Source organism: Brevundimonas aurantiaca (genome assembly GCF_904830995.1).
GTDB classification, from domain to species: Bacteria; Pseudomonadota; Alphaproteobacteria; order Caulobacterales; family Caulobacteraceae; genus Brevundimonas; species Brevundimonas aurantiaca.
The window spans coordinates 2999915-3024535 of the sequence record NZ_CAJGVD010000001.1; the positions used below are offsets into that span (position 1 = coordinate 2999915).

Sequence of the window (24621 nt, forward strand, 5' to 3'; positions counted from 1 at the left end):
GAAACCGGCTCCCGTCATCCCTTGACGCACACCACCTGACGCACGGTGTGCACGACCTCGATCAGGTCGGTCTGGGCCGCGATGACCGCGTCGATGTCCTTATAGGCCATCGGGGTTTCGTCGATCACCTCGGCGTCCTTGCGGCATTCCACGCCCTCGGTGGCGCGGACGTGGTCCTCGATCGTGAAGCGGCGCTTGGCTTCGGTCCGGCTCATGGCCCGACCGGCGCCGTGCGAGCAGGTGCAGAACGAATCCGCATTGCCCTTGCCGCGGACGATGAAGGACTTCGCCCCCATCGAGCCGGGGATGATGCCCAGTTCGCCGTCCTTGGCCGACACGGCCCCCTTGCGGGTCAGGAAGACGTCCTTGCCGAAATGCTTCTCCTTGGAGACGTAGTTGTGGTGGCAGTTCACCGCCTCCTGCGTCGTCTCCAGATCCGGCCAGAAGGCCTTCAGCACCCCGAGCACGCTGTCCATCATCACCTCGCGGTTGGCGCGCGCGTATTTCTGCGCCCACGACACCGCCCGCACATAGTCGACGAAGCCGTCCGTCCCTTCCGGGAAATAGGCCAGGTCCTGGTCGGGCAGGTTGATGTGCCAGCGGCGCATCTCGTGCTTGGCCCGTTCGATGAAATAGGTCCCGAACCGGTTGCCCACCCCGCGCGAGCCGGAGTGAAGCATCACCCACACGTCGCCCGCCTCGTCGAGGCACAGCTCGATGAAGTGGTTGCCCGTGCCCAGGGTGCCCAGGTGGCCGAAGCCGCGCGGGTGCGCCGCCTTGGGGTGTTTTTCCACCACGGCGTCATAGCCCGCCTTCAGATCGGCCCAACGGGTGATCGCCGAGGCCGGCGGTTCGGCCGCCCAGGCGCCCTTGTCGTTGCGCCCGCCGTTGTCGGTGCGGCCGTGCGGAACGGCGGCCTCGATGGCGGAGCGGATGGCCGACAGGTCGTCGGGCAGGTGTTCGGCGCGGATCGAGGTCCGCACCGCCATCATGCCGCAGCCGATGTCCACGCCCACGGCGGCCGGGATGATGGCTCCCACGGTCGGGATCACCGACCCCACCGTCGCGCCCATGCCCCAGTGCACGTCCGGCATGACCGCGACGTGCTTGTGGATGAACGGCAGCGAGGCCACGTTCTTCAGCTGTTTCAGCGCCGCATCCTCGATGGGCACCCCTCGGGTCCAGGCCTTGATCGGCACATGGTCCGGGGTTTCGATTACGTCATAACCACGCATGGCCGGCGTCTCCTTCTCTGTCTGTGATCCTCCCGGACCGGCGAGAAAAGGAGCCCCGCAGACGCAAGAAACCCCTCCGGCCGGAAGCGGGAGGGGTTTCTGGAAAGCCGAAGTCGATAGACCCGCTGCTCCCTATGCGCCCCTCACGCACGCGCCCTCGCCTTGGACCGACAGGCGGTCCAAGCTCTTGGGCGCGTTCATGGCGACGTATTGGGCGAACATGGGTGTCTCTTCTTCGGAGGCGGCCGGATACACGGCCAAGGCGGTGCGCGGCAACCCCTGATCCCAAAAAACCTGATGCTGCCGCTTTCTGTCAGCATCTCTGCTAGGCTCGCGTCGTGTCCCGGTCCGAACGCCTGCTTGATCTTCTGAACGCCCTGCGGCGATGGCGCCGGCCGGTCAGCGGTCGTGCGCTGGCCGAGGAGATGGGGGTCAGTCTGCGCACCCTGTATCGCGACATCGCCAGCCTGCAGGCGCAGGGGGCGACGATCGAGGGGGAGCCGGGGGTCGGCTATGTGCTGAAGCCGGGCTATCTGCTGCCGCCGCTGATGTTCACGCCGGAGGAGGTGGAGGCCCTGGTGCTGGGTTCGCGCTGGGTGGCGGACCGGGCCGATGCGCGGATGCGGGACGCCGCCCTGGGGGCGCTGGCGCGGATCGCGGCGGTGCTGCCTTCGGATCTGCGCGACGAGATGGAGACCTCGGCCCTGCTGGTCGTGCCGGGGGCGCCGTTTCCGACCGATCTGGTCGATCCCGCCCTGTTGAGAAAGGCGATCCGCACCGAGCGGCGGCTGAGGCTGTGTTACCGCGATGAGGCGGGCAAGGCGTCAGAACGGGTGGTCTGGCCCTTCGCCCTGGTCTTCTTCGACCGGGTGCGGCTGCTGCTGGCCTGGTGCGAGTTGCGACAGGATTTCCGCAGTTTCCGCACCGACCGGATCGTCGAGGCGGAGGTGACGGAGGCCCGCTATCCCGCCCGGCGTCAGGCCCTGCTGAAGACCTGGCATGAGGCGCAGGAAAAACGGGCGGAAGCAGGATCATGCTGACAGGAACTGGCAGCAGGGCGGTCTAGGTTTGTTCTCGCAAAAACCGGAGGGCGCATGACCGAGATCGAAGACATTCCACTGAGCGTCGCCGACCCGGAGGCCGCGGCGCGCTTCTACGCCCGGCTGCTGCGGCGAACGCCGCTGGAAGCGGGACCGGATCGCGCCGTCTTCATTCTGTCGACCCGGCGGACGCTGAGCCTGTGGCGTTCGGCACAGCCGGCGTCTCGACCGGGAGACGCCCTGGAACTGCGCATGAAGGCGCCGTCCGTGGTGGATGAACTGCATATGGACTGGTGGGATCGCGGCGCGCGGATCGTCTTGCCGCCGATGGACACCCGTCAGGGGCGGGCCTTCGTCGCGAGCGATCCCGACGGCAACCGCATCCGGGTCTTCGCCGCCGGCTAGACCGCGGGTCGGCGCGCGGGCTGACTTGGAATCTCCAGGGTGAAGAGGGAGCCGCCTGCGACGGTGTTGCGGTGAAGGGCGAGCCCGCCGTGAGCCTCCGCGATCGCCCGGACGACCGCCAGTCCCAGGCCCGAGCCCGTGGCCGATGGGTCGCGCTTGAAGGGGTGAAAGATGTGGGCGGCGCGATCGGCGTCTATGCCGGGGCCGCTGTCCTCGATCGAAATCCGGGCGAAGGCGCCGAAGGTGGCCGTGCGGATCACCAGCGGACCCGGAACGGCGTGTCGCCGCGCGTTTTCGAGCAGGGCCAGGGCGGCCTGTCTAAGCCGTGTCGGATCGCAGACGGCCAGGGCGGGCTCCAGGCGCCACTGGGCTTCGAAACCGGCGGCGCTCAGGCTGGGCTGTACGATTTCGCGCAGGGCGCCGATCTCTTGGGACAGATCGACCGCCTCAAGCTGGAGATCCAGGTGGTTGCTTTCGGCCAGGCTGACCACCCGCAGATCCTCGACGATGCGCGCCAGGCCCTCGATCTGACGCCTCAAACTGGTCAGGGTGTGATCGTCGATCTGGAACACCCCGTCGGCGACGCCCTCCAGACGTCCCTTCAGAATGGTGACCGGGGTGCGCAATTCGTGGGCGATCTTGGCGTTCCAGGCGATGCGTTCCTCGGCGTGCGCCTGAAGCCGTTGCGCCATTCGGTTGAAGTCTTCGACCAGTTGGGCGGTTTCGCGAAGGGCGCGTTTGCCGACGGTGGCGCGAGCGGTCAGGTCGCCCTCTGAAATCCGTTGGGCCGTAATAGCCAGGGACGCGAGTGGAAGGACGATCTGCCGAGCCAGCAGGGCGCCGGCCATGACGGCCAGGCCGATCGCCGTCAGGACCGCTGCAACGATGACCGCATAGTCGACGGCCTGGGGCTTCCAGTGATGCGGCGCGGCGACCACGCCGGGATGGTTTTCAAACACCCAGGCATAGACGAAGAAGGCGCAGAACGCGCTGAGGATGAAGCCGGTCAGGGTGACCAGGCCGATCCGAGCCGCCACATTGCGCCCTATGCCGTCGGTCAGGGGCAAGCGTCAGGCTCCAGCCGGTAGCCGACGCCCCGGACATTGGCGACCAGACCGACGGCGCCGGCGGCCTCCAGCTTGCGTCGAAGATGGCTGAAATGGCTGTCGATCGTGCGTTCCTGAACGTCCTGGTTCGGGAAGCAGGCGTCCAGGATTTCGGCGCGGGTGAAGACCCGCAACGGAATCCGCGCCATATGGGCCAGCATTTTGAATTCGGTCAGGGTGAGGTCCAGGCGTCGACGTCCGTCGGCCGTGATCACGGCGGCGAGATAGTTCTCCAACTGGACCTCGACCGGTCCGACCCGCAGCACCTTGGCGTCGGGCGCGCCGACGGTGCGGCGGAGAATGGCGTGGACGCGCGCGACGACCTCCACGGGTTTGAACGGCTTGACGATATAGTCGTCAGCGCCGATGCGGAGCGCCTGGAGCTTGTCCAGATCCTGGTCCAGGGCCGTGACCATGATGACCGGCGTCTCTCCGCGCCGGCGCAGTTCGCCCAGGACGTCCCAGCCGTCGCGATTGGGCATGCGCACGTCCAGCAACACCATGTCCGGCTTGAGCGCGGCATGGAGATCAAGCGCCTGCTGCCCGTCCGAGGCCGTCGCGGTTCGAAAGCCCTCGCGACGCATATAGGCGTCCAGAATTTCGACGATTTCGCCTTCGTCGTCGGCGATCAAGACAAGACTGCTCATGAAACCTCCGTCCTCCGCCATCGCGCCGCGCGCCCGGCACGTCCAGCGGAACCATGCGGCTTCGGACAAACTTCATCCGCTCTCCACAAAATCTGGATAATTCGACAAAGAAAACCCCCTCCCGCGCTGGGCGGGAGGGGGCGAACTGACCGAGAGGAGGACGGTCAGTAGGAGGCGCGCAGCTCGATGCCGAAGGTGCGCGGGTTGTTGAAGTTGCCGTAGTCGCCCAGCGTGCCCCGGTTCGAGGGGTCGCGGCGGTAGACATAGGTCTCGTCCAGCAGGTTGCGCGACCACAGGGCCACTTCCAGATCGGGGCCGCCTTCACGGGTGGCGATGTCGGCCACCGCGATGCGGGCGTTCACCAGGAACGAGGAGTCGTTCTTGATTTCGAACTGGTCGAAGCTGTGGCTGGCGTCGGCGTAGTTGGCGTCGATGTGAGCCTTCAGCGTCGCGCCCATGAAGGGCGAGTTCCAGTCCGCGGCCACGCTGGCGGCGTTCTCAGGCGTATAGGCGATGAACACCTTCTGCACCTGATTGTTGAACGGGTTCACCGTGTCCGGGATCTTGGCGTCCGTATAGGCGTAGGAGGCCGACAGCGTCAGATAGTCGTTGGCGCGGAACTGGCCTTCCAACTCCAGGCCCCGGATCTTGGTGGTGCCGGGGGCGTTGATCGTTTCCAGCGTGTTGCGGGTCGAGGCGCCGATCACGGTGACAAGGCTGAAGTCGATCTGGCTGTCGGTGCGGTCCATCGCATAGACGGCCGCGTTCAGCCGCACCCGACGGTCGAACAGGTCGCTCTTCAGGCCCAGCTCATAGGCCTTCACCTCTTCCGGATCGAAGGAGCGATAGGTCAGCGAGCGCGACGAGGCGCCGCCGGCCCGATAGCCGGTCGAATATTTGCCGTAGACGTTGACGCTGTCGGTCAGGTCATAGGCCAGGGTGACCAGCGGATCGAACCGATCGACCGAGGTGTTGAAGCTGAGATTGGTCGGGGCGTTGTTCACCATCTCCAGCTTGCCGTCCTTGTCATCCCAGGTGTAGCGGCCGCCGACCGTCAGGTGCAGGGCGTCCAGCTGGGCCGGGGTCCAGGTCGCCTGACCATAGACCGCCTTGGATTCGGCGTGAGCCGTCGACTTGCGGTCGAGCGAGCGGGAGCCGCGGATGGTCGGGGTGGGGTCCAGGATGGTGTAGCCCGTGCCGTCGGCGTTCCATTGGTTCGTCGAAGGCGTGGCCGCATCGTCCGACACGGTTTCCTTGAAGTAGAAGACGCCGCCGACATAGTCGATGCTGTCGCCCAGCGAACCGACCGCCTGGACTTCCTGGCTGAACTGGTGCTGCCAGAAGCCGGCCAGGGAGTAGCGCGAGAACTTGCCATTCGGGCCGGTCACCGGCGGACGGTGGGCGCCGGCGATATTGTCGTACTGCTCGACGTCCAGGTCGCGATAGGCGGTGATCGAACGCAGCTCCAGCGCGTCGCTGGGGCGATAGGACAGATGCAGATCCGTCCCGCGCGTGTCATCGACGCTCCACTGCTGAGGCACGCCGATGTCGGCCTGCGTCATGCGCTCCGAACCCTCGACCTGCACCAGGGGCGACAGGGCGCGGATTGAGCCGCTCGGCACGGTGGCCGAGGTCCACGGCACGACCGTCAGGCCGTTCGGGTTGAAGTTCAGCAGCTGGCTGTAGAACGGGGTGTTCTTGTCCTTGCCGATGTCGGCCGCCAGATCGGCGGTGAAGTTTTCGGCCGGGGTCCAGCGGGTCTGGAAGCGCAGACCGCGGCGGTCGTATTGGCCAAAGCCCGTCTCGCCCGGCAGGATGTTCTTGGTGGCCGGTCCCTGAACCGCGATCACGCCGTCCACCTTGAAGGCGAAGTCGCCCAGGGCCGGAAAATCGACGTGCAGTTCGGAGTTGTAGGAGTCCAGGTTGCCGACGCCGGCGACGGCGCGCATGCCGAACTCGCCCGTGGGCTTCTTGGTCACCAGCGACAGGGCGCCGCCTTCGGTGTTGCGGCCGAACAGGGTGCCTTGCGGCCCCTTCAGGACTTCCACCCGTTCGATGTCGAGCAGGGCGGAAGCGAGGCCGTGCTGACGCGCCAGATAGACGCCGTCGACATAGACGCCGACGCCCTGTTCGCGGGCGGGTTGGTTGGCGTCGTTCGGCACAATGCCGCGAATGCCGATGGTTAGGGCCGATTGGCGCGCTTCAAAGGTGGCGACGCGAAGGCTGGGCACAGCGCCGTCGGCCAGATCCATCAGGCTCTGAACGTGGCGGTTTTCCAGCGATTCCGAACCCATGACCGAGATGGAGATCGGCGTGTCTTGCAGATTGGTTTCACGCTTGGTGGCGGTGACGACGATGTCGGCCAGGCCGGTCGGCGTCGGATCGACGGCGACGGGATCGCTGCCGGCGAAGGCGGAAACGGGCGCGGCGAGAAGTGCGGTCCCCAGCAAAAGCTGGAGGCGAAGTTTGTTTTGACGTTGCATTTATTTCCCCTGCTTGGTCAGGCTGGGGATTAGGGCATTACTGCAATGATCAGTTTAAAGAAATATAACGCACTCGTGCATTATTGTTGAATAGGGTCTCAATCAATATTCGACGAAAATCAACTCAACATCCACCCGCTCTCCACAATTGTCTAGGCTGTCGCCACGGCGGTCGTGTCGCGGATGAAGCCGCCGCCCAGGACGCGGTCGGGATCGGTCGAATCGTAAAGGGCGCAGGCCTGGCCGGGGGCGACGCCTTCCTCGCCTTCGTCGAAGACCACGCAGACGTCGCCGTCGATCAGGGCCAGACGGGCGGGGGAGGGCTGGCGGGTCGAGCGGACGCGGGCCAGGACGGGGAGGGCGGACGCAGCGGCCTCGACGAGGGTGGCCTCGTCGCCCAGCCAGTTGGTCTCTTCCAGCGTCAGAGACGCGGTCAGCAGGGCTTCGCGCGGGCCGACGACGACGCGGCGGGTTTCGGGCTCCAGCCTGACGACGAACAGGGGCTCGCCCACCGCGACGTTCAGGCCCCGGCGCTGGCCGATGGTGTAGTCGGTGATGCCGGCATGGCGTCCCAGCACCCGACCGTCCATGTGCACGATCTCGCCGGCCTCGCGCCCTTGCGGGCGCAGGCGGTCGATCAGGGTGCGGTAGTCGCCGGAGGGCACGAAACAGATGTCCTGGCTGTCCGGCTTGGCGGCGATCTTCAGCCCCAGTTCGGCGGCGACGCCGCGCACCTGGGGCTTTTCCAGATCGGCCAGCGGAAAGCGCAGATAGTCGAGCTGGCCCTGGGTGGTGGCGAACAGAAAGTAGGACTGGTCGCGCGAATGGTCGACCGCCTTCCTCATCTGCGAGCGATTGCCGACGGCGGCGCGGCGGACGTAGTGGCCCGTGGCCATGGCCTCGGCGCCCAGGTCGCGGGCGACGTCCAGCAGGTCGCGGAACTTGACCGTCTGATTGCAGCGGATGCAGGGAACCGGGGTCTGGCCCTTCAGATAGGAGTCGGCGAATTGGTCGATCACCGCGTCCTTGAACCGGCTCTCATAGTCCAGGACATAGTGGGGGATGCCTATGGTCTCGGCGGCTAAACGGGCGTCGTGGATGTCCTGACCCGCGCAGCAGGCGCCCTTCTTCTTCAGGGCCGCGCCGTGGTCGTAGAGTTGAAGGGTCACGCCGACGACGTCATAGCCCGCCTTGTGCAGCAGGGCGGCGACGACGGTGGAATCGACCCCGCCGGACATGGCGGCGACGACGCGCGCTCCGACCGGCAGGCCGACCGCCGCCCGAGCGCTCTCGACCGCCGCATCCATGTCGGTGCGGCGGATGTCGGGAACGGGGCAGAGATCTTCGACCAGGGTCATGGCCGCCATTTAGTGCGGAACCGGCGCGATTTCGAGGCTGGGAAACGAAAAGGGCCGCATCCGTCGCCGGACACGGCCCTCTTCGTCTTCGGGGAGAAGCCTTAGGAGCGGTAGCTCTGGATCCGCGTCGTGCGCAGGCCCTGCATGCCCCATTTGTCGATGGCCTTCTGCCAGGCGAGGAATTCTTCCGCCGTCAGGCGGTACTTCGCCAGGGCGTCGTCCAGGCTGAGCAGGCCGCCGCGAACGGCGGCGACGACCTCGGCCTTGCGGCGGATCACCCACCGGTCCGTGTTGGCCGGGGGCAGATCGTTCAGGGTCAGGGGCGTGCCAGTCGGTCCGACCACGTATTGTTCGCCTTTGCTATTCAGGCGTCGCTCTTGCAACATGGGCTTATGCCTCTTTCACCATCACCGTAGTGAGATGACTGTAGGCCTGCCCCTCTAAGGTCGGTTTAAGCGTCGTGGTGAAGGAACGGATAAAATCCGACCTCGCCAGAGGGACTCTGTAAACCTTGCTTGAGCGACGATTCATTAGAACTAACGGTTACTTACTGGCCGATCAGCGTTTGATGTTGATCAGTTCAGCGAGCATTTCGTCGGCCGTGGTGATGATCTTGGACGAGGCGGAATAGGCGCGCTGGGTCGTGATCAGGCCGGTGAATTCCGCCGACAGATCGACCGTGGAAGACTCCAGCTGCTGGGCGGCGACCTTGCCCGCGCCGCCGGTGCCTGCGGCCTTCAGATTGTAGGTGCCGCTCTCAAGGCTGACCGCATAGGCGTTGCCGGACACCTCCTTCAGGCTGTCGGGGCTGGGGAAGGTGGCGATGGCGACCTGGGCGATCCGACGCATCACGCCGTTGTCGAAGATGGCGGTGACGAAGCCGCCCTCGTCGATGGTGATCTCGCTCAGATTGCCGAAGGCCGTGCCGTTGGTGACCGTCGATTGGACCACCGAGGCGGTGTTCAGCTGGCTTAGGCCGCCCGCGGAGGTGTTCAGGTCCAGGGTCACGGTCTGGGCCGCGATGCCCAGGCCGTCGGCCCATTTGACCTTGCCGTTGTCGCTCGGATCAGCGGGGTCGATCGTATTGTTCGGATCGGATTCCAGGAAGTTCAGGCTCGCCTGTTCCGGATCGTCGAACAGCCCCTTGCCTGCGGGCCAAGCCTGCATGGTCTCGATATCCAGGCGGCCTGAGGGGGTGAAGGCGATAAGGCCGGTCTTGATCTGACCGTGGGAGTAGGGCGCGCCGGTGACGACGTCGCTGGCCGGCACGGCCACCACTTCCGCATACCATTGGTTCGGTTCGGCGCTCTTCAGGAAGCGGATTTCCAGGTTGCGCTGGCCGCCTTTCGAATCCGACACCGGGATGTTCATCTTGAAGTCGGGCTTGACGCCCACCGGATTGTCGTCCTCGGCGTTATACATGGCCATGGAGTTGGCCGAGGGGTCGTACTTGGTCTTGGCCACGCCGTCCGTCGACATGCCGATGTCGGCGAAGTTGATCGCGAAGGGCGTGCCCGCGACAGGCGGCGTGCCGCTGGTCGGGGTGATGGTGAGGGCCGTCGCGGTTGCGGTGGCTGAACCGTTGCTTCCCGCAGTGGGGGTGAAGCCCGTCAGGGCGCCGGCGGCGTAGGTCGCGGTGCCGGTGATCTTGGTGATGCCCGTCTTGATCGTCACCTGATAGGTGTTGGCGCCGGTGCGGACGTAGGAGACGTCCACATCATGTTCGACCGGCGGGGTGGCGGCGTCATCGACGCCGTTATAGCGATTGGCGGCGGCGGCGGAGGAAACAGTCTGGGTCGAACGCAGATTGGCGTTGATCTGAACCCGGGTCGTCGGTTCGGCGGTGCCGCCGACCTGGCCGATGTTGATCGAGCGCAGGCGCGACAGGTCGGACGGATCGGTCGAGATGTCGCCGTTCGAATCCACCGGCCAACCCTGAAGATAGAGGCCGGCGCTGTTCTTCAGATAGCCCAGATTGTCGACCCGGAAGGCGCCGGCGCGGGTGAACAGGCGGGTGTCGGTGGCGCCGACGTTCTCGGCCTGGGTGGTGGTGACGAAGAAGCCCTGACCGCTGACGGCCAGGTCGGTGTTCTCGGTCGTGCGCTGAAGCTGGCCTTCCTGGCTCACGAAGGAGCGGGTCGCCGACATCACGCCGCCGGCGGAATAGGAGCCGCCGGTCCGGGTCTGGCTGTTGACCAGGGTCTGGAACTCGCCCTGCGATCGCTTGTAGCCGACGGTGTTGACGTTGGCGATGTTCTGGGAAATCGCCGCCAGGGCGGCGGAGTTGGCGGCCAGGCCGGACACGCCGGCCAGCATTGCGCTGTTCAAGCTCATGAATACGCTCCTTGAATGGAAGTCATCGGGAAGGCGGCGGAGCGCATCATGCGGCCGCCTCCTCGGTCGGGACGTCCGGCTTCTCCGTATCGTCATTGTCTGCGCGATCCGTGATCTCGTTCAGCGAAATCACGGTCGAAAGCGGAAGGATGGAATCGCCGATCACCAGATAGGGGGCGCCGTCGTACATCTCGACGCCGGTGACGCGACCGCGGATCAGGGCCTGGCTTTCGACGGCGGCGCCCGCCTCGTTGGTGGCGCTGACCTTCAGGGTGTAGACACCGCCGTCGTCCAGCTGATCGCCCTGGGTCGTCTTGCCGTCCCAGACGAAGTCGTGCAGGCCCGTCGTCTTGTTCGGGGCGTCGCCTTCCCAGACGACCTTGCCGGCGCTGTCGACGACCTGCAGCTTCGCGCTCTCGGCGTTGGAGGCCAGTTCGTAGCTCCAAGTCGCCTTGCCTTCGTCCAGGGTGGTGGCGGTCCAGGCGGCGGTCACCTGTTTGCCAATATAGTTGGCGGCGTTGTCCAGGCCGCCCCCCGTCTGGGCGGCGACCAGGCTTTTCAGCAGGTCGTTGGTCAGCAGTTGCTGCTCGACGCCCGCCATCTGGGTCAGCTGGGCCGTGAACTCATTGGAATCCAGCGGCGACAGCGGGTCCTGGTTCTTCATCTGGGTGGTCAGCAGGGTCAGAAAGGTCTCGAAGTTCGAGGCCATCATCGCCTTGCCGCTGTTCAGGCGGCCTTGGGCGTCGACGGAAGAAATCGCGGTGGCCATGTGTCAGACCCTCACATCGACGCGGTCGCGCGTCTGGGAATGGTTGGTCCAGGCGCCCGGAGGCGGCGAGACGGGGAGATCGGTCTCGGCGGTCAGCCGGGCGGCGCCGGTGAATAGGGCCTGGCGTTGCTGGTGCTGACGCTCAAAGCCGCCGCCGGACGAGGAATCGCGCTGAGTAAAGTCGAGGGAGTCGTTCGACAGTTGGAAACCGGCGTCCTGAAGCTGGCGACGCAGTTCATCGGCCCGGCCGCGCAGTTCGGCGGCGGCGGCGGGATTGTCGAACGCCAGTCGAGCCGCCAGTTGGCCGTCGGAGCCGATCTCAAGGCTGACGTCGACGCGGCCCAGATCCTCGGGCGTCAGAACCATGTCGAACCGCGTCGAGCGGCCTTCCAGCTTGCGCGCGATCTGGGCGGCCAGATGGGCCGTGGTTTCGATGGTGGCGTGCGAGAGGGCGGAGGCGGACGGCGCCGGACCCGATCCTGCGAGGGTCTCCGCAGCGTGGGCCGTCTTGTGCCCTTCGATCGGCGTCGCCGCATCGGAGGGGGCGGGAGGAGCTGACGGAACGGCGGCCTCGGCCGACGCCGCAGCGGCGGGAGCCGCGGTCTGAGCCGAGGACGAAGGCGAGGATGGCGCCGCCGGCGCCGCCTGGGCTGAGGCCGCAGCCGTGTCGGCGTTAGACAACGAGCCGGACGGGAGCGCCTCGGCCGAGGCCGGCGTGGGAGACGACTCTGCCGCCGGACGACGCTGAGGCGCCGGTTGCGGCGTCGGCTGCGGTGACGTGGAGCCGGCCTTGGCGAGGCTGTCTTGGGACGCCGCCTCGGCGGTCGCAGGCGTCGCGGCGTTCACGGACGTCTGCGCCGTCTGCTCTTCGGCGGGGACGGCCGCCGTTTCGATCGCTGCGATCGCTTCAAAGGCATCGGCCGCCGTCAGGACGGACGCGACGATCGGAGCCGCGGGCGACGCCGGCGCTACTGCAGGCGCAGGCGTGATCGCCGGACGAACCGTGACCTTGACGTCCAGTCGGGTCGGGTCGATGTCGGGTTTCGCCCCAAGGTCTGGAGCGAGGCTCTGGACGGGGGGCGTCGCGGGCGATTGAGGCTTGGCCTCTTGAGCGACCTTGGCCCCCCTAACCGTAGGCTGTTCTGCGACCTTGGCCTCGAGGGGCGGGGGCGAGGAAGAGCTGGAGGCGAGGTCCGGCGTCGGCTTCATCGTCGCGCCATGTTCGATAGAGGCGGCCGCCTTCAGGGCCGCGGCGACGTCTGACGACGTCTCGGGCTTATCGGACGAAGGCGTCTTCGTGACGGAGACGGTTTCCATCGCGGCAGTCGGCGCTGTTTCAGGCTCGGCCTTCAATGCGACGTGAGCGATCGTCGATTGGACCGGCGCAGCGGGCGCGGCCTGGGTCGCCGACTGCGGGGCGGTCGTCATTGGCGTGGACGCGTCCTCTGGCCCGGCTGCCGTGCCGGCGGTCTCGCCGCTTACGTCGCCAATTGCAGCCGCCTCTTCTTTGTTTGAGATCGACGGGAAAGAGACCAAGGACGCCGCCGGTTCGGCTGAGACGGTCGCTTGATCGACGCTGATCTCGGCCGTGTCGCCGGGCTGAAGGACCACAGGCGGCGGGGCAATCGGCGCCGGCGCAACCGGCGCAATCGGCGGAGCCGCGAGCGCCGCTTCCGTGTCGGACGCGGGCTCGACGGAGGCTTCAGGCAAGACGGGCGCGGGCGTACCGCCTGATGCCTCGGCGACCACGGGGCCGGGCTGAGCGGTCGCCGTCTCGACGACAGGGTCAGCGGTCTGCGCCGCGTCCTGTTCTTCCGCCATGACGACCACCAAGGACAGAAGCGTCGCCGCACGGTGGGCCGGTTCGACGGGCGTCGCCTCGGTCTTGCCCACGGCCTGAAGCACGTCCCCCAATTTCGAAGAGAACAGCCCAGCGGTTTCGTCGGTCACAGCGCCGGACGCAGCCTCTGGCGCTCCGGTCGAAACCGGAAGCGGGGCGGCGAACAGGGCGGATGCAGACGGCATGAGGGCGCAGGCGGCTTTCAGATGGGGCGGCGCCTGCTGCGCCTGGTGATTCCGTTAGCCCGTCGCAAGCCTCGGGCCAGTTCCTCATTCCTTGTTTTGTAAGGGAAAATCTCGCTCGCCCTCCTCGTGTCGCTCATCCGCCTGGGCCTTTCTTGCCGTGCTTTCGCCCCTTTTTGCCCGGCGCCGATCGCCGGAAGGGCGCTGCAAGCTTACGGCGCGCCAGCCGACGCCGCCGACACAGCCGCAGTCTGGCCTGACCCTTGCGCCGCATCTTCACCATGAAGCCTGTGTTGTCAGCTATGTCGTTTAAAAACAACGCTCTCCCTGGGCGTCGACAATGCGTCGCCAGGCAAGATTTGCGCGCGACGGGGCAGGGGCTGCCGGGCGCCGGGTCGCCCGAGGCGAAGAGGATGCGTCCATGTCGCTGACGTCCATCATGAATATTGCGACGTCGGGCCTGCAGACGGCTCAGGCCCAGCTGCGGGTCACGTCGGACAACATCGCCAACGTCAACACCGCCGGCTATGTGCGGAAAGTCGTCGATCAGACTTCGGCGGTAACCCAGGGGCGCGGCGCTGGCGTCGACGCCGCGCGCGTTCGGCTGGCGACGGATCGCTTCCTTCAGGCCGCAGGCATGGCCGCCAAGTCGGATGCGGCGCGCGAGACCGTTCGCTACGAGCTTTACGATCAGATCCAGACCCAGTTCGGCGACCCCAGCGGCAACGGCGGCTTCTTCGCCGACATCGACAAACTGTTCGCCAGCTACGCCACCCTGGCGGAAAGCGCCACGTCCTCGGCGGCGCGTCAGGACACCGTCTATAAGACCCAAGCTCTGTTCAATGAGGCCGCCGGCATCGCCGCCCAGATCCAGTCGGCGCGGCAGGAGGCGGACGGGCGGCTGCAAAGCGCGATCGAGACGGTGAATCCGCTACTGGAACAGATCGATACGCTGAACAAGACGATCTCGGCCGGGTCGATCATCAATCAGGACGTCACCGGCGCTCAGAACGCGCAACAGACGCTGATCAACGAGCTGTCCAAATATATGGACGTCAAGATCGAGCAGCGGCCGAACGGCGGCGTGACGGTGCGGACGGGCACGGGCATGACCCTGGTCGGCGATGGTCACGCCACCCTATCCTATCAAGCGGCGGGCACGGTCGACGCCACGACCGCCTTCGCCGACATCATGATCACCGAGCCCAACGGCACGCGCTGGCCGCTGCTGGACGGGGTGTCGTCGGGTGAGATTCGCGGACTGATCGACCTGCGCGACAACGATGCGCCCAAGGCCGCGGCGCGGCTGGGCGAGCTGACCGCGAAGCTGGCCGATGAGATGAACCGCGCGCACAATGCGCACAGCAGCGTGCCGGCGCCGGCCAGTTTGAACGGGCGCAATACCGGACAGTCGCTTGAGAATGCACTGACGGGTTTTACCGGCCGCACGACCATCTCCGCCGTGAACAGCGCCGGGGTGGTGCAGGGGTCGGCGACGATCGTCTTCTCCGGCGCCACCATGACCATCAACGGCGTCGCGGCTGATCCGACCACCTTCCTGGCGACCTTGAACGTTCAGCTGGGCGGAACGGCCACCGCCACCTTCTCGGACGGCCGTCTGAGGCTGGAAGGGCAGGGCGGGAACGGAGTGGCCGTCGCCGACGACGCGACGACGCCGAGCGCAAAGGGCGGGCGCGGCTTTTCCCACTGGTTCGGTCTGAACGATCTGGTCAGCACGACCACGCCCACCTTCTATGAAACGGGTCTGACCCTGGCCTCGCAACACGGCTTCGACCCCGGCGAGAGCCTGACCTTCCGCATCGGCAGCGAGACGGGATCGCGTCTGCGCGACGTCACCGTGGCTGTGCCCGCCGGGACGGGCACGATGGGTGAGCTGCTGACCGCCCTGAACGATCCGGTCACCGGCATGGGACGCTACGGCGCTTTCAGCCTGGACGCCGCCGGCGCGCTCAGCTTCAGGGCCTATGACGGCGGCACGACGATGAGCATCGTCAAGGACGCCACCACCCAGGCGCCGTCGGGCCTGTCGATGTCGCAGCTGTTCGGCCTGGGCGGGACCGGGGCGACCCGCGCCGGCGCATATTCAGTGCGCAGCGACATTCAGCAGGATCCGGGCAAACTGGCCCTGTCCCAGTTCAATCTGTCAGCGGCGGCGGGCACGGCTGCGCTGAGCAAGAACGACGGGCGCGGCGGCCTGGCGCTGGCCGACGCCGGCAAGAAGAACGTCAACTTCGCCGCCGCCGGCGGTATGGGCGCCGCGACCAAGACGGTTTCGGCCTATGCCGCCGATTTCGCCGGCGACATCGGCGCCAAGGCGTCTGCGGCCAAGACCCGCAGCGAGACGGCCGAGGCCCTGGCGAAGGAGGCCGAAAGCCGCAGATCCTCCGCCGAGGCCGTGAACATGGACGAGGAACTGGTCAATATGACCACCTTCCAGCAGGCCTATAACGCCTCCGCCCGCCTGATCCAGGCGAGCAAGGACATGTACGACACCTTGATCGGGATCCTGAGATGACACGTGTCGCCACTCATGCGGGCTATCAGTCGGCCCTGTTGAACCTGATGAGCGCCCAGAGCCGGGCCCAGCAGGCCCAGGAGCGGATCGCCAGCGAAAAGATCGCCACCGACATGGCGGGCTACGGCCGCAGCGCCGAGCAGTTGACGACCCTGACCGCGACCCAGGAACGGCTGGAGGGCTTCATCGGCGCAGGCCAGAGCGCGGCGGCGCGGCTGGACGCGCAGGACCTGGCCATGGGGCGGATCTACGAAGGCGGCACCGGCGCGCGCGAAGCCATCGCCAACTCCCTGGCGGCCGGCGGCGTGACCAATCTGATGACCGAGCTGCAACTGCACTATCAGACCATCCAAGGCGGGCTGAACGCTCAGCATCAGGGCAGCTATCTGTTCGGCGGCGGCAACAGCGACGACGCTCCAGCGACCGCCTCCACCATGGCCGATCTGGCCGCCGCTCCCTCCACGGCCTCGACCTTCGCCAATGACACCCTGAAACAGAAGTCGCGCATCGACGAGAACACCTTGGTCGAGACGGGCTTTGTGGCCAGCGAGCTGGGCGGCGGTCTGACGGACGTGTTTCGCACCATCCAATCCTACCAGAACGGCAATGCTGTCGTCATAGACGGCGTGACCTATACCCCCGCCGCGCCCGGTTCGATCACCGGCAAGCCGACCGCTGAGGTAGAGGCCTTTTTGAAGGCGACGCTGAAGGCTCTGGACGCCGCCAATACGGAAGTCACCAACCAGACCGCGAAGAACGGACTGGTTCAGAACCAGGTCAAGTCCGCGCTGGACGCCCATGAGTCGCAGAAGATCGCCCTGGAAAAGCTGATGCATGACAAGACGGGCTATGATCCGGCCCAGGCGGTCACTGATCTGCAGATGGCGCAGGTCGCGATACAGGCGTCGGCCCAGGTGATCAACACGCTGCGCAGCACCTCCCTGCTTGACCTGCTCCGTTAAGCCTTCCTCCAAATAGATTTAAAGCCACGCTGGACGGCGTCGTAGATCGGAACGTATCATGAACATATGGCGCGTCTCGATCTCCGAAAGAAGCTGTCGATCCTTGCAGATGCGGCCAAGTACGACGCCTCCTGCTCGTCGTCGGGGACGTCGAAGCGGGATTCGGTCGGCGGCAGGGGGATAGGGTCGACCGAGGGCATGGGAATCTGCCACGCCTATACGCCGGACGGGCGCTGCGTCAGCCTGCTGAAGATACTGCTGACCAATTTCTGCATCTACGACTGCGCCTATTGCATCAACCGGGCGTCGTCGAATGTGGAGCGGGCGCGGTTCAGCGTGGACGAGGTGGTGGACCTGACGCTGAACTTCTATCGCCGGAACTATATCGAAGGGCTGTTCCTGTCGTCGGGGGTCATTCGCAACAGCGACTATACGATGGAACAGCTGGTCCTGGCGGCTAAGACCTTGAGAGAGGTCCACGACTTCCGCGGCTATATCCACCTGAAGCTGATCCCTGAGGCCGATGCGAAGCTGGTGGAGATGGCGGGGCTGTACGCCGACCGACTGTCGGCCAATATCGAACTGCCGCGCGACGAGGCCCTGGCGCGGCTGGCGCCCCAGAAGGACGTGGCGGTCATCAAGAAGGCGATGGGGCAGGTGCGGCTGGGCGTCGAGGCGGCCAAGCCGGGCAAGCGCGACAAGATCAAGCCGCCCAGGTTCGCGCCGGGCGGCCAGAGCACCCAGCTGATCGTGGGCGCGGACGGGGCGCCGGACACCGAGATCCTGGACCGGAGCGCCTCGCTGTACGGCGGCTATGGGTTGAGGCGGGTCTATTATTCGGCCTTCAGCCCGATCCCCGACGCCAGCTCGGTCCTGCCGCTGTCGAAGCCGCCGCTGATGCGCGAGCACCGGCTGTACCAGGCGGACTGGCTGATGCGCTTCTACGGCTTTTCCGCCCCCGAGATCGGGGAGGGGACCGCCGGCGGGATGCTGGACCTGGCGGTCGATCCCAAGCTGGCCTGGGCGTTAAACCGGCGTGAGCAGTTCCCCGTCGATGTGAACCGGGCGCCGCGCGAGATGCTGCTGCGGGTGCCGGGCCTGGGGGTGAAGGCGGTGGACCGGATCGTGTCGGTGCGCCGGTATCGGACGCTGAGGCTGGAGGACGTCGGGCGACTGACCCGATCAGTGGACAAGGTCCGACCCTGGATCACCGCCCTGGACTGGACGCCCGGCGGCCTGACCGACGCGGCGGACCTTAGGGCGCGGGTGGCGACGGGGGCGCCGCAACAGTTGAGCCTATTCTGATGCGGACGGCGATGCTGGCGTCGGAAACGGATTTCGACGCCTGGAGGACGGCGGCGCGCGAGATGCGGTTGGCCGGAGTGGAGCCTGCGGCGGCGCGGTTCGTGGTCGAGGGGGCTGAGGCGTCCGGGCAGGGCGGGTTGTTCGACGAGCCGCCTATGGTCGCTCACCCGCCTGCCACGCCTCGTCATCCTCAAGGGGGGGGCGAGCGGAAGGAGAAGGGCTTCTCGGCGCCCGCCGCCTTCGTGGACCTGGCGCGCGAGGTGATCCTGCACCGCTCCGCCGACCGGTTCGATCTGTTGTACCGGCTGCTGTGGCGCCTGCGGGACGAGCCCGATCTGATGAAGATGATCTCCGACCGGGACGTGGCCGAGGCGATGGAGCGGGCCAAGACCGTCAGCCGGGCCTCGCACAAGATGAAGGCCTTCGTCCGGTTCCGGCAGGTCGAGGATGCGCGGGGCGAAGCCTGGGTCGCCTGGTTCGAGCCGCCGCATCGGGTGCTGGAGAAGACCGCCCCCTTCTTCCAGCGCCGGTTCCCGACCATGCGCTGGTCGATCCTGACGCCCGACGGCTCGGCGTTTTGGGACGGGGAGCAACTGGCCTTCGGCCCGCCGGCCACCCGCGACATGGCCCCGGCCGAGGACGAGATCGAGGAATTCTGGAAGACCTACTACGCCTCGACCTTCAATCCCGCCCGGCTGAAGGTGAAGGCGATGAAGGGAGAAATGGCCAAGGGATACTGGAAGAACCTGCCCGAGGCGGCGCTGATCCCGGAACTGGTGGCGGCGTCGTCGGTTCGCACCGATGTCATGGTCGCCAAGCCCGCTCCCGAACCCAACGCCCGTTTCTCCCGGGCCATCGCGCCGGATCTGCACGCCGGGCGGCCCACAGCGGATGCGGTTCCCGACGATCTGAGCGAGGTCGAGCGCGGGGTGCAGGCCTGTCGCCGCTGTCCCCTGTATCGCGACGCCACCCAGGGGGTCTGCGGCGAGGGGCCCAGCGGCGCGCGTCTGATGATCGTGGGCGAACAGCCGGGGGATCAGGAGGATCTGGCCGGCCAGCCCTTCGTCGGCCCCGCCGGCGGGGTGCTGGACGCCGCCCTGGAAGAGGCGGGGATCGAACGCGCCGATGTCTATGTCACCAATGCGGTCAAACACTTCAAGCATGAGCCGCGCGGGAAGCGAAGGCTGCACAAGACCCCGAACGCGGGCGAGGTCCAGGCCTGCCGCTGGTGGCTGGACGCCGAGCGTCGCCTGATCCGCCCCAGGCTGGTCCTGGCCCTGGGGGCGACGGCGGGACTGGCGGTTCTGGGTCGCAAGCCGGCCGTGACGAAGGAGCGGGGGCGGGCCCTGCCTCTGGACGACGGCTCGGTCGGGATGGTCACCGTTCACCCCTCTTATCTGCTTCGCCTGCCGAATGCGGATTCGCGGGCGGAGGCGCGTCGCGGATTTGTCGATGATCTGATCGCCGCGCGTGGGCTTATAAGCCGGTCCTAGAACCAAACCGGGTCGGCGGCGTTTTAACACGCCGCCAGCGTGGCGGCTGGAGGGGTGATGAGGCGCGCAGGTTCGACACAGTGCACGGGGAAAGCACGGCGCCAATGTCATCGCACGTTGACTAAGGTCCAAGGCTTCACCATTAGCCGAGGCGGTATTTCGGCTGTTCCTTGCGCGGCTTGGGAGCGTTCGAAGGCCTTTCTGACTGCCGGGGCGCGATGAGCCAGACCGATTACGAAATCACGGATGCGGGCGGCGGCGCGGCGAAGCTTCGTCTCGTCGGCGACTGGACGACGACGGCCCTGGGGCGGCTGCCGCAGCGACTGGACAAGGATCTGAACGGGCGGAAGATCGAGAGCCTGGACACCCGCGACCTGGGTCGGTTCGATACGGCCGGCGCCCTGGCCCTGGTGAAGGCTTCGCAGCACGGCGTGCCGAAATCGGCCTGGGCGGACCGACCCGAGGCCGGGCGCATCTACACGATGATCGAGGCGCTGGAGCGCAAGAGCCAGCCGCCGCCGCAGAGACCCAACGCCTTCACCCGCAGCTTCGCCAAGATCGGGCGGGGCGTTGACGACTTCGGTCAGGAGGCCATGTTGTCCTTGGCCTTCCTCGGTCGGTTGATGGCGGCGGTGGTCGAGGCCGCCAAACATCCGGGCGGCATCCGCTGGCCCGCCTGGGTCAGCCAGGGCGAGCGGGCCGGGCTGGACGCCATTCCGATCGTGATGGTGACGAACTTCTTCATCGGCGCGGTGGTGGCTTTCATCGGCGTCGATCTGCTGACCGACTTCGGGGCGCAGGTGTTCGCGGTGCAGCTGATCGGCGTGGCCATGTTCCGCGAGTTCGCCGTGGTGATCGCCTCGGTCCTGCTGGCCGGGCGGTCGGCGTCCGCCTTTGCGGCCGAGATCGGCTCGATGCGGATGAACCAGGAGGTCGACGCCATGCAGGTGATGGGCGTCAATCCGTTCCAGGCCCTGGTGGTGCCGCGCTTGGCGGCCCTGGTGCTGATGCTGCCGCTGCTGACCTTTACGGGCATGATCGGCGGCCTGATCGGCGGGCTGATCGTCTGCTGGAGTTCGCTGAACCTTGGGCCGGCCTTCTTCTTCCAGCGTCTGGTCGAGGACGGCAGCATGGCCCAGCACATGATGGTCGGTCTGGTGAAGGCGCCGGTCTTCGCCCTGGTGATCGCGGCCATCGGCTGCCGCCAGGGCATGTCGGTGGCGGGCGATGTCGAAAGCCTGGGGCGGCGGGTGACGGCGGCGGTGGTGCAGGCGATTTTCGCCATCATCCTGCTGGACGCGGTCTTCGCCCTGATCTTCCTGGAGCTGGACATATGACCGACGCTCCCCAAGCCAAGACCGAGACCCTGATCGAGGTGCGCGGTCTGCTGAGCCAATTCGGCGAACGCACCATCCATGAGAATCTGGACCTCGATCTGGAACGCGGCGAGGTGCTGGGCGTGGTCGGCGGGTCCGGGGCGGGCAAGACAGTGCTGCTGAACACCATCATCGGCCTGAAGGAGCCCGAGGGCGGTTCGGTCAAGGTGCTGGGCTATGACCGCGCCACCCTGACCAGCGATGAGGCGGCCGACATCGAGCGCAGGACCGGCATCCTGTTCCAGCAGGGCGCGCTGTTTTCGTCGCTGAGCGTGCTGGAGAATGTGGCGTCGCCCCTGGTCGAACACACCAAACTGCCGAAGGCCGTCATCTATGAGCTGGCCGAGCTGAAGATCGCCATGGTGGGTTTGAAACCCGAACACCATCATCTGAAGCCCGCCGAACTGTCGGGCGGGATGAAGAAGCGGGCCGGTCTGGCGCGAGCCCTGGCCCTGGACCCCGAACTGGTGTTTCTGGACGAGCCCACGGCCGGGCTGGACCCGATCGGAGCGGCGGCCTTCGACGAGCTGATCCGTCAGCTGTCCGACGACCTGGGCCTGTCCGTCTTCATGATCACGCACGACCTCGATAGCCTGTACGCCATCTGCGACAAGGTGGCGGTGCTGGCCGACAAGCGGGTCGTCGAAAAGGCCACGGTGAAAGAGCTGGAAGGCTCCGATCATCCGTGGATCAAGGAATACTTCCTGGGGCCGCGCGGTCGCGCGGCCGTCAAGGCGGCTTGAGGAGAGCGAGGTATGGAAAGAGACGCACACTACGCCGCCGTCGGCATCGCCACCGTCGCCCTGCTGGCGGCCCTGGCGGTGTTCACCATCTGGCTGGCCCGGCTGCAGTTCAACAGCGACTATGACCTGTACGACATCGTCTTCTACGGGCCGGTCAACGGCCTGTCGGAAGGGGGCGAGGTGCATTTCAACGGGATCCGCGTGGGCGAGGTGACCGACCTGAACATCGACACCAAGCGCGGCGACCAGGTCATCGCCCGGGTTCGGGTGGACGCCTCCACCCCGGTGCGCGTGACCTCGCGCGCCCAGCTTGAGCCGCAGGGGATCACCGGCCTGAACTATATCCAGATCACCGCCGGCTCGCCCAACAGCGCCCTGCTGAAGGACCAGTATCCGGACAATGTGGTGCCGGTGCTGCAAAGCCAGCCGTCGCCGATCGCCGAGCTGCTGAGCGGGTCCGGCACGGTCCTGGCCCAGACGGTGGACGCGCTGAACCGGATCAACCGGGTCATGTCCGACGACAATATCCGCAGCTTCTCGACCAGCGTGAAGAACGTCGAAGCCCTGACGACCGAGCTTGAGGCGCGCAAGGCCATCTTCGCCGAGCTGGAAGAGGCGGTGAAGAACGCCAACGCCACCATTCTGGAATACCAGGGGTTGGCCGCCGACATGCGGGCCGTGGTCAATACCGACGGCCGCGAGGCCATCGCCAACATCAACCAGGCCACGGCGGAGGCGCGGGTCGCCATCGCCTCGGCCAATCGCTCGATAACCGGACTGGAGCGGCCGCTGGGCGACTTCGCCACCTCCAGCCTGCCGCAACTGAGCGGAACCATCGAGGAGCTGCAGGAGGCGACGCGCTCGCTGCAGGCCCTGATCGACGACGTCCGCGCCAGCCCGCGCGACTTCATCGGCAAACCGCAATCGAAAGAGCTGGAGGTGCAGCCGTGATCCGTTCCCTGGTCCAACTGGGCGCCGTCGCCGGCGTCGTGGTCTCTCTGAGCGGCTGTTCGCTGCTGTCCACGCCGGACCCGGTGCAACTGTATCGGTTCGGTCTGCCCATGGATGCGCCGTCCGCGGAGGGCGACACGCCGGCGCCCCTGTCGGTGTCGATCCGGCGCATTGAGTTCCCGGAGGCCAGCAGCGACGACCGCATCCTCGGCGTGACGGGCACCGAGACCGCCTATGTCGGCGGGGCGCGCTGGGTGTCGCCGGCTGCGACCCTGTTCGACGACAGTCTGAAGGCCGCCTTCGCCAATCGGGCGGATCAGATCCGGGTGCTGGGCCGCCGCGAGCCGGGCACGCCGCCGCTGGTCCTGCAGGTGACGGTCACCACCTTCGAGGCGCGTTACGCCGCGCCGGGCGCGACGCCGGATGTGGTGATCACGGCCCGGGCCCAGCTTCGCTCGACGCCCGAGCGCCGGGACGAGGGCGCCATCCGGCCGGAAGAGGGACGTTCGGTCGAACGGGTCTTCACCGTGACCCAGCCGGCGAGCGAGAACCGGGTCTCGGCCATCGTCGCCGCCTTCGATACGGCGACGCGCGACATCAACACCCAGATCGCCGACTGGACCATCCGCTCGGCGCGCTGAGGGCGGTTCTTCGCCTCAACCGAAGAGCAGCCGGCCGCCCACAGCGCCCGAAACGACCAGGACCGGCGGCGCCCAGCGGCCCTTGGCGAACAGGGCCGCGATCAGGGCGACCAGGAACAGCAGGCCTGCGCCCCACAGGGACGGGGCGCGCTGGGCGGTGGACCACAGCAGCTGGACCGCCGTTGCGGCGATGACGCCGGTCACCGCCGCCGCCACCCCGGCGAGGGCGCGGTGCAGGGGCGGGTGGTCGACCACCGCCTCCAGTCGTTCGAACAGGATCATCGAAAAGGCGAATGCGGGCAGAAACATCCCCGCCGTCACCGCCAGGGCGCCGGTCCAGCCGCCCGCGAGATAGCCGACGAAGGTTCCGAAGATCACCAGGGGAGCGGGCAGGACGCCGGCGATGGCGACCCCGTCCAGGAAAGCGCCGTCCGAGACCCAGCCCCGCCCCACGGTGTCGGCGCGCAGATAGGGAATGGCGGTATAGGCGCCGCCGAAGGTCAACAGGCCGCCCTTCAGCCCCGCCAGGAAGAGGTCCAGGCTTTCCGCCGGCGCGCCGGTCGGCTGGATCAGGGGTGTAGAGAAGGCCCCGTCGCCGCGCAGGACAACGGCCAGAACGACGGCGGCGACGACCAGGCCTGCGGCGATCCAGGGGCGGCCGCCGAAGGCGTAGATCAGCCCCCCGGCGACCAGGGGGATCCAGAAGGGGGCGCCGATCAGGCTGGCGGCGCAGGCGAAGGCCGCGACCAGCCACAGCTGCCGATCCTCCAGCACATGACGCCCGATCCGCCGCACGGCCCAGACGATCAGGGCCAGGACCACGATCTGCATGCCCAGGAGCGGGCCGGCCCAGGCGGCGCTGTCGGCGACCAGCCGCTGATAGGCCCAGGCCGCCGCCAGCATCAGGAGGAAGCCGGGCGCCATGAATCCTAGGCCAGCCAGCAGGCCCCCGAGACGGCCCCGCGCCGTCATCCCCATGTGGACGCACAGTTCGTGCGCCTCCGGCCCCGGCAGGGCCTGCATGACGGCCAGCAAACGGTTGAAACGGGCGCTGGACATCCAGCGCTCGCGCTCGACCAGGTCGCGACGGATCATGGCGATCTGGGCCACGGGCCCGCCGAAGGCCAGGAGGCCGAAGCCGAGGAACTTCAGGAAGAGGGCCGCCAGGGACAGGCGGGGGACCTGGGGTTCCAGTTCATCCACGGCGCTGGCCTC

At 67.0% G+C, this 24621-nt stretch carries 20 protein-coding genes; 10 read left to right on the top strand and 10 right to left on the bottom strand.

The window, feature by feature from the left end; translation table 11 throughout:
• Positions 1-14: 14 nt before the first annotated feature.
• Entirely contained in the window at positions 15-1235 is a 1221-nt protein-coding gene (locus JMT67_RS14790) for an RtcB family protein (protein WP_201463892.1), read from the bottom strand.
• Positions 1236-1573: 338 nt separating this feature from the next.
• Here JMT67_RS14790 and JMT67_RS14795 point away from each other — a divergent pair, with 338 nt between their 5' ends.
• Positions 1574-2275, top strand: coding sequence for a helix-turn-helix transcriptional regulator (locus JMT67_RS14795; protein ID WP_201463893.1), 702 nt, complete (start codon positions 1574-1576; stop codon positions 2273-2275).
• A 54-nt stretch (positions 2276-2329) separates the two neighbouring features.
• Positions 2330-2680, top strand: a complete 351-nt coding sequence (locus JMT67_RS14800; RefSeq protein ID WP_054765214.1) for a VOC family protein — start codon at positions 2330-2332, stop codon at positions 2678-2680.
• Here the strand turns inward: JMT67_RS14800 and JMT67_RS14805 are convergent.
• The 8 genes from JMT67_RS14805 to JMT67_RS16330 all read right to left on the bottom strand — a co-directional run bounded on the left by JMT67_RS14805 (position 2677) and on the right by JMT67_RS16330 (position 13402).
• Positions 2677-3747: an ATP-binding protein gene (locus JMT67_RS14805; protein ID WP_201463894.1), complete on the bottom strand. Its 1071-nt coding sequence runs from the start codon at positions 3745-3747 to the stop codon at positions 2677-2679. The genes JMT67_RS14800 and JMT67_RS14805 overlap by 4 nt on opposite strands.
• Entirely contained in the window at positions 3738-4433 is a 696-nt protein-coding gene (locus JMT67_RS14810) for a response regulator (protein WP_201463895.1), read from the bottom strand. The genes JMT67_RS14805 and JMT67_RS14810 overlap by 10 nt, the downstream gene beginning before the upstream one ends.
• 164 nt (positions 4434-4597) lie before the next feature.
• Positions 4598-6916, bottom strand: coding sequence for a TonB-dependent receptor (locus JMT67_RS14815; protein WP_182714942.1), 2319 nt, complete (start codon positions 6914-6916; stop codon positions 4598-4600).
• A gap of 152 nt (positions 6917-7068) precedes the next feature.
• A complete protein-coding gene (gene mnmA / locus JMT67_RS14820; RefSeq protein ID WP_201463896.1) occupies positions 7069-8283 on the bottom strand; it encodes a tRNA 2-thiouridine(34) synthase MnmA in 1215 nt (404 codons plus the stop codon).
• A 92-nt stretch (positions 8284-8375) separates the two neighbouring features.
• Positions 8376-8660: a CtrA inhibitor SciP gene (gene sciP, locus JMT67_RS14825; RefSeq protein ID WP_054765220.1), complete on the bottom strand. Its 285-nt coding sequence runs from the start codon at positions 8658-8660 to the stop codon at positions 8376-8378.
• A 172-nt stretch (positions 8661-8832) separates the two neighbouring features.
• Positions 8833-10608: a flagellar hook protein FlgE gene (gene flgE / locus JMT67_RS14830; RefSeq protein WP_054765221.1), complete on the bottom strand. Its 1776-nt coding sequence runs from the start codon at positions 10606-10608 to the stop codon at positions 8833-8835.
• Between the two features lie 46 nt (positions 10609-10654).
• Positions 10655-11377, bottom strand: coding sequence for a flagellar hook assembly protein FlgD (locus JMT67_RS14835; RefSeq protein WP_054765222.1), 723 nt, complete (start codon positions 11375-11377; stop codon positions 10655-10657).
• 3 nt (positions 11378-11380) lie between these two features.
• Complete coding sequence (locus tag JMT67_RS16330) at positions 11381-13402, bottom strand: flagellar hook-length control protein FliK (RefSeq protein WP_233455906.1); 2022 nt, start codon at positions 13400-13402, stop codon at positions 11381-11383.
• Positions 13403-13820: 418 nt separating this feature from the next.
• On the opposite strand from JMT67_RS16330, the gene flgK reads away from it, so the two are divergent.
• The 8 genes from flgK (at position 13821) to JMT67_RS14880 (ending at position 23406) form a co-directional block, all read left to right on the top strand.
• Positions 13821-15935 carry a flagellar hook-associated protein FlgK gene (gene flgK / locus JMT67_RS14845; protein WP_201463897.1) on the top strand — a complete coding sequence of 705 codons (2115 nt, stop codon included), beginning with the start codon at positions 13821-13823 and terminating at the stop codon, positions 15933-15935.
• Positions 15932-16897 (top strand): flagellin, encoded by a 966-nt coding sequence (locus JMT67_RS14850; RefSeq protein WP_201463898.1) that lies wholly within the window; start codon positions 15932-15934, stop codon positions 16895-16897. The genes flgK and JMT67_RS14850 overlap by 4 nt, the downstream gene beginning before the upstream one ends.
• A 66-nt stretch (positions 16898-16963) precedes the next feature.
• The gene (locus tag JMT67_RS14855; RefSeq protein ID WP_201463899.1) at positions 16964-18202 is read left to right on the top strand and encodes a putative DNA modification/repair radical SAM protein; all 1239 of its coding nucleotides are present in this window, start codon (positions 16964-16966) and stop codon (positions 18200-18202) included.
• A complete protein-coding gene (locus JMT67_RS14860) occupies positions 18202-19695 on the top strand; it encodes a UdgX family uracil-DNA binding protein (RefSeq protein WP_201463900.1) in 1494 nt (497 codons plus the stop codon). The genes JMT67_RS14855 and JMT67_RS14860 overlap by 1 nt, the downstream gene beginning before the upstream one ends.
• A 218-nt stretch (positions 19696-19913) precedes the next feature.
• Entirely contained in the window at positions 19914-21032 is a 1119-nt protein-coding gene (locus JMT67_RS14865) for an MlaE family ABC transporter permease (protein WP_152949835.1), read from the top strand.
• Complete coding sequence (locus tag JMT67_RS14870; protein WP_054765228.1) at positions 21029-21814, top strand: ABC transporter ATP-binding protein; 786 nt, start codon at positions 21029-21031, stop codon at positions 21812-21814. Before JMT67_RS14865 ends, JMT67_RS14870 begins: the two co-directional genes overlap by 4 nt.
• A 12-nt stretch (positions 21815-21826) precedes the next feature.
• Complete coding sequence (locus tag JMT67_RS14875) at positions 21827-22765, top strand: MlaD family protein (protein WP_191555408.1); 939 nt, start codon at positions 21827-21829, stop codon at positions 22763-22765.
• Entirely contained in the window at positions 22762-23406 is a 645-nt protein-coding gene (locus JMT67_RS14880) for an ABC-type transport auxiliary lipoprotein family protein (RefSeq protein ID WP_201463901.1), read from the top strand. The genes JMT67_RS14875 and JMT67_RS14880 overlap by 4 nt, the downstream gene beginning before the upstream one ends.
• Positions 23407-23421: 15 nt before the next feature.
• Here JMT67_RS14880 and chrA read toward each other — a convergent pair whose 3' ends face one another.
• A complete protein-coding gene (gene chrA, locus JMT67_RS14885; protein ID WP_201463902.1) occupies positions 23422-24609 on the bottom strand; it encodes a chromate efflux transporter in 1188 nt (395 codons plus the stop codon).
• Positions 24610-24621 lie beyond the last annotated feature (12 nt).